This is a genomic window from Labrys sp. KB_33_2 (genome assembly GCF_052114505.1).
Classification (GTDB): Bacteria; Pseudomonadota; Alphaproteobacteria; order Rhizobiales; family Labraceae; genus Labrys.
The window spans coordinates 704,997-717,494 of the sequence record NZ_JBFREW010000001.1; the positions used below are offsets into that span (position 1 = coordinate 704,997).

Genomic DNA, 12,498 nt, shown 5'->3' on the forward strand with positions numbered 1-12,498 from the left:
AACAGGAGAGAAGTAGTATGCCGATTTATCTGCAGCTCGATGGTATCCAGGGCGACGCCACCCAGGAACAGCATAAGAAGTGGATGGATATCGAAGCCATTCACTGGAATGTTTCGCGCAACATGAACACCTCGGCGGGTTCCGCCGCCAACCGTGAAGCGTCCGAGCCGACGATTTCGGAAGTGATCCTGACCAAGGTCAGCGATTCCTCCTCCACCCGGCTGTTCCAGGAAGCCTGCTCGGGCCGCACTGGCAAGACGGCGGTGATCCACCTGGTGTCCACCGGCAGCCCCGGCAACACCTATATCGAATACACGCTGACCAACACGCTGCTGGCCAATTATTCGGTCGATTCGAATGGCGACCGCCCGGTCGAGACGATCCGGCTCAACTTCACCAAGATGCAGGTGAAGTACACCCCCTACGGCGAGGACAACAGCAACGGCTCGCCGACGATCGCCACCTACGATCTGGCCACGACGAAGGCCGCCTAAGAGCTGCGCCGCACTGGACGCCGGCCTTCATCGGCTGGCGTCCAATTCGTTCGTTTACGCCTCGGGATCTTCGATCGAGGCGCCACCAACACAGGCTTCACATCAGCGAAGGGGAGTACGATGGGATTCCAGGACGGTATTCGAAAGGTTTCTCTCACACCCCAGCATCTCATTGTCGAAGAAAAATATAGCAGCAGCCCTCTGTTTGACATGGTCGCGCCAAGCCAGAAGGTGAAGGGGATCAAGGTCGTCGGCACCAAGCACAAGCATGGCCTGCGGCACGTGATCACTTTGGCCAAGGTCGAGGACATCTATTTCAAGGGGCGCAAATTGCCGGGCATGCCCGGGGCTAGGGAGTTGTTCGAGGAATGGATTACGCCAGGCCAGCAGATCACCACGCGCCCAACCGGTGAATTGACGCCAACGCTCGCCTATGTCGGGAAATACAACACCTTCAGCGCCACTTTTTTGGGCAGCGCCGAGAAGAAGCTCTCCCTCGGATTCATCGATTATTACGGGGAAGACCCGGCACCGAGCGTGATCCTGCATACCAATGCGACGGTTCCGTTCATCCAGTACGGCGACGAGAACCTCATCGCGGCCGCCTATTACAACACCAAGACGAGACGCTTGGAAATATTGCGGCAGTTCAATCTCAAGACGCTCGCTGACGACTTCATTCGGCGCTTCGCCGCGGAATATTCGTCTGGATCATAGATAGCCGCTTCGAAGGCCAGGAGAACGATACTCCCCGCCTTGCGTGAGGTTTGAATTCTAGCATCAGATCAGGAATTGCATTCGATGGACGGCGACGCCAGCTCAGCATCCTACATCCAGGCCGAACGCATCCTGCGCATCGAGACGCCCTTGGGCTCGGATGTGCTGCTGCCCGAACATGTGGAGATGCGCGAGGCGGTGAACGATCTGTTCACGCTCGTCATCGCGGTACGCTCCAAGAAGACCGACATCAAGCCGAACGAGATCGTGGGCAAGCTGGTCGACGTCTCCCTCGAACTCGGCCAGGGCGAGCGGCGCACCTGGAATGGGCTGGTGGTGCGCCTCGTTGAGGGACCGCCGGTGACGCGGGGCCTGCGCGCCTATCAGCTCGAGATCCGGCCCCAGCACTGGCTGATGAGCCAGCGTTCGGACTGCCGGATCTGGCAGGACAAGAGCTCGCTCGACGTTGCCCGCACTTTGCTCTCCGAGCACAAGCTGCAGGCGCCGGTAACCTCGGGCGTCATCCCCGAACCCAAGCCCCAGCATTATTCGGTCCAGTTCAATGAAACGGACCTCGCTTATCTTCTGCGCCGCCTGGAGGAGGACGGCCTGTTCTTCTGGTTCGAGCATGAGGGCGGTGAGGCCGGCTCGGTCGCGGCCAGGCATGTCATGCACATCGCCTCGCATGTCTCGGGCTATACCAGCGGGCCGGAAACCGATGTGCGCCTTGCCATGGGCTCGAGCGACCGCAACCACCTCACCAAATTCCAGCGCAGTTTCACCTATGTGCCCGGCAAGCGTTCGGCGGGGGACTGGAACTTCCTCACCCCCGGTTCCGTGCCTTCCGGCGAGACGCCGAGCCTGGTCTCGCTGCCGGGCAACGAGGCCTATGAACTCTATGAATACCCCATGGTCGGCGGCTACGGTTCCGACAGTGCCTCCGAGGGCATCGCCAATGATCGGGTGGAACGCCAGTCCAAGCTGAGGATGCAGGCGGCCGAGGCCGATTTCGAGCGCATCGAGGGCGCTTCCTCCATCCGCACGCTGCAGCCCGGCCGGCTCTTCCGGCCCTATGACGTCGCCAATCCCGGCAACGCCTATGAGGAGCACGTCACCTTCCAGATCGTGCATGTGGCGCGAGACCGCTCCTACGAGACGAATGAGGGCGAGCCGGAATATTCCAACCGCTTCATGGCCCTGCCGAGCCGGGTGCCGGCGACGCCGCACCGCTCGACGCAGCGCCCGCGCATCGACGGCACCGACATCGCCATCATCGCCGGCCCGCCGGGTGAGGAGATCCATCCCGACAAATATGGCCGGGTGAAGGTGTGGTTCCCCTGGGACCGCCGCGCCAAGAAGGACGGCACCGACACCTGCTGGATCCGGGTGGCGCAGAACTGGGGCGGCGGCAATTGGGGCGGCCAGATCATCCCGCGCGTGGGCATGGAAGCGATCGTTTCCTATCTCGGCGGCGACCCCGACAGGCCGATCATCACCGCGCTGGTGCCCAATGCCAGCCAGCAGGTGCCCTACCAACTGCCCGAGCACAAGACCAAGAGCATCTTCCGCTCCAACACCTACAAGTCGAAGGATCCGACCAAGTTCAACGAGTTCTCCTTCGAGGACGCGCCGGGCCAGGAGAACTTCCACCTGCATGCCCAGAAGGACATGACCTCGAAGGTGCTCAACAACCAGATCCACACGGTGGATGCCAGTGCGCTGCATTCCTACGGCCAGCAGCACCAGCTCACGGTGGGCGCCAACATGAACCACCAGGTCGGCGGCGGGCTCAACCAGGTGGTGGGCGCCACCACCGGCATGGGCGCGGCTGCCTTGCTGGCCCCGCTCGCCGGGCTGATGGGCCAGAGCGCGGGCATGCTGCAGCAGGCCATGGCGATCGCGGCCCAGGCCGCCGCGAGCCAGCCCGGCAGCGCCGCCAGCAAGACCGCCGGCGCGGCGGCCTCGGCGGTGACGCAGGCCGCTCTGGGCGGGTTGGGCGGCGGATCCGGCCTCGGCGCTGCGGCGGCGGCAGAGGGAGGAAGTAGCGGCAGCGATGGCGGTATCCTCTCCACCCCACCCTTCGTACCGCCGGCCGATGCCGGCGGGCAGGGCGGCATCGCGGGGGGCATTGCCGGCTCCTTGATGAACAACGTGCTCGGCGTCGCCTCCGGCCTCTTCGACCAGGGCCTGAAGGCCGCCGCCAATGTCGGCCCCCAGGCCCTGTTCCAGGCCGGCGGCGCGCCGATGGCCGCGGCTGGGACATCGGCGCTTGGCACGCTGGGTGGGCTGTTGGGCGGGGGCGTGCTCAGCCAGACCATCGGGCGGATGCATGCATCCAACATCGGCATAGCCAGGACGACCCAAGTGGGGGCCGCTGACGTGTTGAATGTGGGACAGGCATCGATTCATAAAATCGGACACACGTACCAGATCAATGTAGGCGATACTTTCCAGTTGGGTGTCGGAGGCGGCAAGGACAAGGATGGCAATACCACCCCCCCAAAGGCCATGTTGATCATGACCAAGGATGGGCATGTTGTCATCAAAGGAGTTAAATTCTTCTTCGAGGCGGAGGGTAAATTCCAGCAACTAGGTGAAGTTATTCATCTAGGTAAGAAGTCATAATCGCTATGGAGATGAAGAATTTTACACCATTCTCTAATATCCGTTATATAAATAGTGATAGTAACGGGAAAGAATTTGGTGTCGTCATTGTAAAGATGGCATTTGATATCAATGAGGATGGAACTTGTATACTTTCCAGGGAGCAGGAGCCTCTGTTGTTTTCGGATGAGTGCTATGGCGAATTAAATGCTAGCTCATTGCGATATCCATCCGATCTCGTGCCTTATAAACCGGCCACTGATGTCCTTGTAGGTCTGGTCGCCAAGGCCCCGTGTACGAAGCCAATTTCGTCCTGGCTTTGCCACATAGCGGTCGAGGACGAATTCAGAACAAAAATAGAGAAAACCATAAGGGTCACGGGTCCGCGTTGGTGGGTGCCCAAATGGAAGCGCGCGCTGAATGACGATGAGCGCAGGAACTGGAAGAAATACCTTAGTCTTTTTGCCGGTTGGGAGTTGAGCGAGCCAGAGCCGATCGTCGAACTGCCCATCCGGTACGAATATGCCTTTGGTGGATTGATGCCCAAAGGTCTCGACCGCGACGGCAAAGAAGTTGTCGCAGCCTTCGAATACAATCCTGTTGGAAGAGGGTGGATCGACAAGGATTGGACAGACCATACGAAACCGGTCGCGGCGCCGCAGATCGAGGATGTGAGCGATCCTATCTCCAACCCTTATGAAACCTACCAGCCGCAAGGATTTGGTCCAATCCCGCCAGCTTGGCTGCCAAGGCGACCGTTGGGCGGAACCTATGATCAAGACTGGATGGAGAAAGTTTGGCCACAATGGCCGGCGGACTACCAGTTTAGCTATCATAATTCGGCGGCTAACATGCTTCGAGGGCCCGATGGTCAATTCATAGATGGTCAGGTGTCAGTCACTCTGACCAATGCCTCGGAGGAAGAAAAGACACGAAAAGTGTTGAGTTTCAATGTTCCTTCTATTCTAGTTCAATTAAGTGATAAATTTGAAAACATAAAAAGTATAAGAATAAATTTTGATACAATACATATTAAATTAGATGTAGAAAATCCACTCCATAAGCAAATTTATGTTTCAGGAAGGGCGGTATTCGAGGTTGATAAATTTGAGATAATTACGATTCATCAGGCGCAAGGTTGGATGAACGTGAATGGCGTGCATTTGCGCGATCTGTTTCCAGCTTCGCCAGACCCAAGTGAAGTCGTTTAGGAGAGGCTCATGGTAGCACCTATCACCGCGCGAAAGCATGTTTCGAATTTTATTGCTTCGACCGGGCCGGATGTATGCCTCACGCCAATGGGCTCATCCGTCGTGCCGGTGGCCTATTCCAGTATTGCCTTCTTCGATAAGGCGGTGCGGACGTCATCTGATGTGAATGACAATGCGCTTGCAGACTTTCATCTCAATGCTCGGGCCAAGTGGGTGCATGGCCATGAAGCTGGTCGTGAGAAAGGCGTCGCGGTTCGGGGCTATAAAAAAGCGTATGCGGCTGCAATCCAATCGTCGGCCTATGTGGCGATCAATGGATATCCCGTGGTTAGAGATGGTGATCCTGCCATGATCAACAGCCCGACCCCGGACCCCAAAGAAATACCTGCAGAATTTGAGCAAGAAAAAATCCAGATAAGCTCCTGGAATACCTAGACAATAGGAGCTGTTATTATGAATGATCCAGACTACAGATATAATAAAATAACTCTCTCTGATGATCAAATAAGAGATCGGAGTGGAAATTTTCTCTATGCCGATGTGATTCTAAAATATAGAGCGACGATCAGAGAGGCGCGCGGTCTATACAAAGGAAATGGTAACGCGAGAGTCCATGTCGATTCTCTGCAGAGCCAAATGGAATATTGGTGTGACACGCTTATGCAGCACGCTGAAGATAAAAAAGCGGAGAAAATTAAAGATATTGCTAAGGAAATTAGCGAAGCAACGGATCAATTTCCAGACTGGGAACAACTGAACGCTGCTTTTCCCTATAGATTTGGTGCTGGCGGTCCTGAAAATATTGAAGGACTCTCCTCGGTATCGGCTAATCAATCTCAAATTAATGCCATTAACAATATCCGGACATTACAAAGGAATTACGATGAAGCTAAAGATACACCGGCCAAGGATTTCCTAGAAAATACGGATCAGGAGATACGCTATTCCTGGTGTCAAAAGGCAAGGGCTCAATATGAGTCTTGTGTTCAGGATTATAAAAATGCCCACGATGTAATTTCTCCTTATTCAGCCAGGGCAGGTCATATTTTCTTAAGTTCCACAAAAGCGGAAAATCAGGAAAACGCAAAAAAATGCGCACAAGAGGCTATTAATAATTACGGAAATTATAATAAAGATACACCCGTCGAATTTTATAATCGATGGTACCATAAAGGAGAAACGGCGCTCGATATCGCTTCCGTAGTGCCGTTTGTTGGAATACCTGCGTCAATTGCTTTGGCCGGACTTCAGGCGGCGAATGGCGAGCTTACCGCAGCCGCGATTTCTGCAGCGGGCATTATTCCAGGGGAAAAACTGGTTACAAAGGGCGGCAAATTACTGGGCGAGGGCGCCAGCGCAATTGAAAAGGCACTTCCCAGTCTCAACCGAGCGGCAACGGAAGGATTCGAGCGTCTGGTCAAGATGGACGCCAAGGCAGCCGAAGGCGCGATCGATGAGGCGGTCAAGGCTGGAACAATGGACGCAAAGGCGGCGCGTGCACTCAAAGATAAAGTTGCCGCGGAACGTCAGGCTCGAGCAGATGTCGAAGCTACAGTTCGTAGCGAAAAAGGAAAGGTAAAGGAAGCGGAGGTTTGTGCATGTTAGCTAGGTATTGGTCGATAAAATTCATGGCGCAAGGATAGAATATGCCAGAGCGTATTGTTTTGTCGATGGGCACATTCGTTTCGACCGATTCCGAGATTACGCTCGGCGGTTCCTTACCATTCGAGCTCTTTACACATTATGATCCTGCTCGGCAGCTTGATGGAGCTCTCGGCAGCGGACGAACCTCTCCTCTCGATGTAACAATCTGGCGAAATGACAGGAATGAACTTGTCTATCGCAATGAAATTGGCTTGCGCATCCACTTCGACCAACCAACCCCAGGTCCAGGCCTGGAGGAGACGAACAGTAAATATCCGGAGCTTGCTCTCTCTGCGGGCCGCAATCGTTCATTGTTATTACGTGAAGGTTCGATCACCAGACATTTCGACAAGGGTCCCGATGGTATTTGGCGCTTGACGGAAATTGTCGGCAAAAACGCCCTGAAGATTCATTTTCATCGTAATATTGAAGGACATCTCGAGCGGTTGGTCCATCCAGACGGGCTCGTCTTGGAGTTTGCCAATGGCCGGCTAGGGGCGCGTCAATCAATCGACCTTGTCGGTACGAAGGGGGAGCGCCGCGTACTGGTACGATACCGTTATGACGACAAGAACAACCTTGTTGCGGCTGAACGTTCTTATGGCTCCTCTCGCTACTATAGCTACGATGCCAATGGTTTTCTTGTGCGTTGGCATGATGGTCGGCGAACAGACTATCATCTGGCCTATGACGCCAAGCGCCGTGTTATTGCGGCGGGGCTGGTTAACGACCCACCCGATGTTTTCGTCTACGATTTAGAGGCGCGACGCACTACGTTGCTGCCAGGTGGGGACGTTGGTAAGCGGATTGAATCCGAATTCAATGCCAGCGGTAAATTGATTTTTCGATGCGATGCTAACGGTGTTGTCACAACATACGAGTATAATGATAGTGGCCAAATGCTGGCGTTGCGCGATGGGCTTGGTCATGCCACTCGCTATGTCTATGACAGCTATGGCAATGTGGAATCCATCATCGACCCCGAGGGTCGCGAAACCTTCTATTCCTACGATGGGCAGCAGAATCTAACGCTGGTGCTTGATGGCGAGAGTGCTGCCTGGCGTTATGACTATGACGAGGAGGGCAACCTCGTTGCGATCGAGACGCCTGAGGGCAGGCGCACCGAAATTGTCAACGACGAGGCTGGCCTGCCGGTCAGGATCATGCGCGCCGACGGACTGATGGAGAGCCGTGTCTATGATGCCCATCACCGCCTCGTCGCGATCCGAGACTATCGCGGTGAGCGTACGCAGTTCAGCTATGACGCTTTCGGGCGTATTACTGCCGTCACCAATCCCCTCGGCGGCGTGACGCGCCTCGACTACGAGGATCAGCGCGGCCTCGATTTCTGGACGCCGAGCCGAGTGACGCGGCCCGACGGCGTTGCCACCGTCAACCGCTATGATGCGGCGAACGGGCTTGCCGCCCTCACGGACGGCAACGGCCATACGGTGCACTACTATTTCGGGCCGCATGACCGGCTCGAAGGCCTGGAGGACGCCAAGGGCGGCCGCATCGCCTTCGGCTACGATGCCGCCGGCCGGCTCCTGCAGGTGACAAATGCGCAAGGCAGGGTCTGGACATTCGAGCGCGATGGTGGTGGGCGTGTTATTCGCGAAGAGGATTTCGACGGCCTCGCCATCGAATACAGCTACGATGCGGCAGACCGCCTGACCGAAAGCCGCCACGCCGACGGTGCGCGGCTGGCCTATGGTTACGATGCCTCCGGTCTGCTCACGCGCGAGGAAGCCTATGAGCCGGGCAAAGTCCCCGGGAGGGATGAGCCCGGCGAGGTGACGCGCTTTTGGTATGATGGGCGGGGTCTGATGGCGCGGGCCGAGAACGGTGCGGCCTTGATCGATTATCACCGCGACAGGCTCGGGCGGATCGACGCCGAGGCGGTGAACGGGCGGCGGGTGGTGAGCACCTATGATTGCTGCGGCAACCGCATCCTGCGCGACATCGGCGGGCGGCTGGTCAAGAGCTTCTATGATCCGATGGGGGGCTTGGCGCGGCTGGAGATCGTGGGCACCAATCCCGACAACCAGCATGCCCCCCTTCTCTTTCGGCGGGATGCTTTGGGACGGGAAATGTCGCGGGCGAGCGGGGCAGGCTTCTCGCTTGAGCAACGTTATGATGTCATCGGCCAATTGGTGCGCCAAAGTGCCGGGGTCGTACCGGGGATCACCGGCGGCGGACTCGAGGCTGCGCTGGCGGCGGAGCGCGCGGCGAGAGGACCAACCGCCGCTCCCGTAATGGAGCGCCTCTATGGCTGGGACAAGGCCTTCGCACCGACAGTCATTGCCGATGCCGCCTGGGGTAAGCTCGATTATACCTATGATGCCAATGGCCAGATCACGCAAACGAGGTTTGGCGATGGCGCAGGTGAACGCTTCCGCTACGATGCGGCGCTGAACACGGCGGGCTTTGGCGAGGGGCCTAGTCCGGCCGCCGACAGCCTCGGCATTACGCCGTCCATTGCGGGTTCGGGCTATGATGGCGCCGGCCAGAGACGCGGTATTCAGGGCTGGCTCCTGTCGTCCGGCGGGCGGGTGAAGCTCGCCACCGGCCCGCAGGGCGAGCGGATCGAGTTGGAACATGACGTCCGCGGCCGGGTGGTGGAGCGACGGGTGGAGCGCAAGGGCTTCCGGCCGAAGGTTTGGCGCTATGGATGGGATGCCAAGGATCGGCTGGTCCGCTGCCTCACGCCGGAGGGAGAAGCCTGGCGCTACGGCTATGATCCGTTCGGACGGCGGGTGTGGAAGGTGCGCGAGTTCAGCGCCACGGAGGCGAGGCAATATGCGGCTCACCTAGGGGGCACGGTCGACACAGCTGCCTTGGCTCCGATCAGTGTCACCGCGGCCGAAGCCGGGCGCTCGCGGCTCGATGCCGCCAGGCTGGAAGCCCTCGGCCTGGCCGGTATTCGTACGAGCGGCACTGGCGTTGGCGGCGGCGAGGGGCAGCCAGGACTTTTCGGAGCACCGGTCGTCGGCGTGGCCTTCAGCTGGGATGGCGACGTCATCGCCGAGGAGGCACCGCTGCGGCTCGACGGCAGCATCGACTGGAACAAAGCGAAACGCTGGCATTATGAGCCGAATTCCTTCCGGCCGCTGGCGAAGGAAGCGCCGGACGGCACCCTGTTCTATATCGTCACCGACCATCTTGGCACGCCGCGTGAGATGTTTGAGGAAAGTGGTAAGCTGCGATGGGCCGCCGAATATCGCACCTGGGGCGAGATGCGGCGGCTATGGGTGGCCGGGGTGGCCAATGATAATGCCCCGGAGGTCGATGATCCTTGGGCAGACGTGCTTGCGCCGCTGGAACGGCCGACGCGGTCGAGCAGTGGTGGGAACGGTGAGGTCGACTCGCGCTGCGGTGGACGGATCTATGGCGCCCTGGCGCTAAAGAGCGAAGTCGAATCGATTGTCGAGGCGCGCTTCCTCTGCCCGATCCGCTTTCAGGGACAGTGGGAGGATGAAGAAAGCGGCCTGTATTACAATCGATTCCGATATTACGATCCGCTCGCGGGGCAGTATATAAGTAGAGATCCCATTGGGCTAGGGGGAGGTATTCAGCCGTCGGCATATGTCCATCAACCCAACGTTATGATAGATCCATACGGGTTGGTATCTTGTCATGATGTGGTTCCATATAGGCCCTCCAGTTCCCCTTTGGAGAATCATCACGGGGTGTTGGATGTCTGGGCTGCTGCTAATATTCCTGGATATGCTAGTCGTGCAGCTTCAAGCCCAACAATTGCTTTGACGGCTGAGCAACATGCGGCCACAAAGGCTGTGTATAGGGATTGGTTAACAGAGAACTTCGGCCGCCCAGTAGGTGCCCAAGTTGACTGGACGAAAGTATCGCCGCAGGAGGCGCAATCTCTTGCGGAGAGAATGTTTGACGCGGCAAAGGTGCCTGCCGATGCTCGCAAAAATTACTTTAACGCGCTCCATAGCTATATTTATAGTTGTAAATGTGGGTGCACACCATGACTAACAGAGGAGGGTATGTCTATGGAAGAAATCCTATCTATAATTTCAAAAAACCCTCGATGCCGCCTATATCCCGCAACCGGGCTACCGACAGTAGCAAAAGGGCATATAATTCCTGATGATCTATTGTCGTTCTATAAAATTTGTGGTGGGGTAGATTTTTTCTATGACTCTTTATATTCTATGAGCATAGTTCCTCCAGGGGAATTAATCTTATCAAATATTAAAATAATTGGTCAAAATTACGAGGAAGATAGATCTTCATCTTGGTACATAATTGCAAAATCCGGAGAAGAGCAATTTGTTTCAATTGATCTAGGATCAGAAAGAAATGGTAGATGTTACGATAGTTTTCATGAAATCCATGGCGTTGCTGGATCGTCTAAAATATTGTCGTATAATTTTGAAGATCTTGTAAAGAGAATATATGATAGTAACGGTGACTATTGGTATTGGTTGAAAAAGGATTTTTCATACCTGGGGGATGCTTATGATTGACAAAAAAATTGGATAAATGACGGCGACAGTGCATTCTATCGATAGCACTTAAGTCTGGCTAAATCCTGGTTTGATGGCTTGGCTTGCGCGCATCGTGGTTCCCGGTCTGCCTTATCGTGTCACCCAACGGGGCAGCGGGCGAAGCGTACTTCCTTTGGTGCCGAGGATTGCGTCTTCTATCGCGACCGGCTTGCGGTCAATTGCTAGGCTCTCGGCGTCGACGTGATGGGCTTCTGGAGCTTTGTTATCCAGATTCCATTGTCTCGGATGTAAAGTGCATTCCAGTACTATCGTTGCATTTTTATCTCGCCGGTTCGCAGACGGATAGATATTTCATCCACCCTAAACGTTCGACCTTCCGGAAAGTTTGCGCCAGAATTCGCCTCACCTCCTGGGAAGATTGTCGCGGCAGACTTTAGGAAACATCATGAAAATCGTTCATTGGATTACGGTGACAGTGCACTCTATTGACCGTACCTAAGTCTGGCTGCATTGTGTCACGATGGCTCGGCTTGCACGCATCGTGGTTCCCGGTCTGCCTTATCATGTCACCCAGCGGGGCAATGGGCGGCAGCGCACTTTCTTTGGTGTCGAGGATTATGTCTTCTACCGCGACTGCCTCACGGTCCATTGCCAGGCTGCCGGCGTCGAGGTGTGGGGTTGGTGTTTGATGCCCAACCACGTGCATCTCATTCTCGTGCCGCCTGATCCGGATGGCCTGCGGCGGGCCTTGGCGCCAACCCATCGTCGCTATGCCGGCCATGTCCATGCGCGTGAGAAACGGACGGGACATTTCTGGCAGGGGCGCTATGGCGCGGTTGCCATGGATGAGGCGCATCTGTTGCACGCGGTGCGCTATGTCAGCCTCAATCCGGTGCGGGCCGGCCTAGTGGAGCGGGCTCAGGACTGGCCCTGGGCCAGCACGCGGGCCCATCTGTTCGGGCAGGAAGACGGCATCACCAGCCTTTCGCCGGTCCGCCAGCGTATCGCCGATTTCTCCGATCTGCTCGACAATGTGGACGAGGCGATGTTCAACCGCATTCGCCGGGCGGAGAGTATCGGACGCCCTCTTGGCGATGCTGCCTTCATCGATCGCATCGCGGTATTGACCGGCCGCGAGGTGAGGCCGGGGAAACGCGGGCCTAAGCCTAAGCAAGGGTAGCTGGTGTTGATCGACTGGACTGGCATAGAATGCACTGGAGTGCACCCCTGAAGTGAGACACTCAAATTTGAGTGACAGGGTTTTGTGGATGGATTTTTACGAGATCGGATGAGCGGGTCAAGGTTTGCTCGAACTCATCGGGAGGCCTGTAGCCGATGGAGGAATGCAGCCTC

General features: G+C 56.6%; 9 protein-coding genes. All 9 read left to right on the forward strand.

What is annotated here, in order from left to right:
- The first annotated feature begins 17 nt into the window (after positions 1-17).
- The 9 genes from AB4037_RS03355 (at position 18) to AB4037_RS03395 (ending at position 12,325) form a co-directional block, all read left to right on the forward strand.
- Complete coding sequence (locus tag AB4037_RS03355; RefSeq protein ID WP_434957428.1) at positions 18-494, forward strand: Hcp family type VI secretion system effector; 477 nt, start codon at positions 18-20, stop codon at positions 492-494.
- A gap of 210 nt (positions 495-704) precedes the next feature.
- Positions 705-1,211, forward strand: a complete 507-nt coding sequence (locus AB4037_RS03360; RefSeq protein WP_441770517.1) for a hypothetical protein — start codon at positions 705-707, stop codon at positions 1,209-1,211.
- 84 nt (positions 1,212-1,295) lie between these two features.
- On the forward strand, positions 1,296-3,836 hold the full coding sequence (gene tssI / locus AB4037_RS03365) for a type VI secretion system tip protein TssI/VgrG (protein ID WP_441770518.1): 2,541 nt from the start codon (positions 1,296-1,298) through the stop codon (positions 3,834-3,836).
- Between the two features lie 5 nt (positions 3,837-3,841).
- Positions 3,842-5,026 (forward strand): DUF2169 family type VI secretion system accessory protein, encoded by a 1,185-nt coding sequence (locus AB4037_RS03370; RefSeq protein WP_434957425.1) that lies wholly within the window; start codon positions 3,842-3,844, stop codon positions 5,024-5,026.
- A gap of 9 nt (positions 5,027-5,035) precedes the next feature.
- Entirely contained in the window at positions 5,036-5,461 is a 426-nt protein-coding gene (locus AB4037_RS03375) for a PAAR-like domain-containing protein (protein ID WP_434957424.1), read from the forward strand.
- A gap of 18 nt (positions 5,462-5,479) precedes the next feature.
- Positions 5,480-6,631 carry a hypothetical protein gene (locus AB4037_RS03380; RefSeq protein ID WP_434957423.1) on the forward strand — a complete coding sequence of 384 codons (1,152 nt, stop codon included), beginning with the start codon at positions 5,480-5,482 and terminating at the stop codon, positions 6,629-6,631.
- A gap of 41 nt (positions 6,632-6,672) precedes the next feature.
- Entirely contained in the window at positions 6,673-10,665 is a 3,993-nt protein-coding gene (locus AB4037_RS03385; protein WP_441770519.1) for an RHS repeat-associated core domain-containing protein, read from the forward strand.
- 21 nt (positions 10,666-10,686) lie between these two features.
- Positions 10,687-11,163, forward strand: a complete 477-nt coding sequence (locus tag AB4037_RS03390; RefSeq protein WP_434957418.1) for an SMI1/KNR4 family protein — start codon at positions 10,687-10,689, stop codon at positions 11,161-11,163.
- Positions 11,164-11,665: 502 nt separating this feature from the next.
- The gene (locus AB4037_RS03395) at positions 11,666-12,325 is read left to right on the forward strand and encodes a transposase (protein ID WP_441770520.1); all 660 of its coding nucleotides are present in this window, start codon (positions 11,666-11,668) and stop codon (positions 12,323-12,325) included.
- The last annotated feature ends 173 nt before the right edge of the window (positions 12,326-12,498 follow it).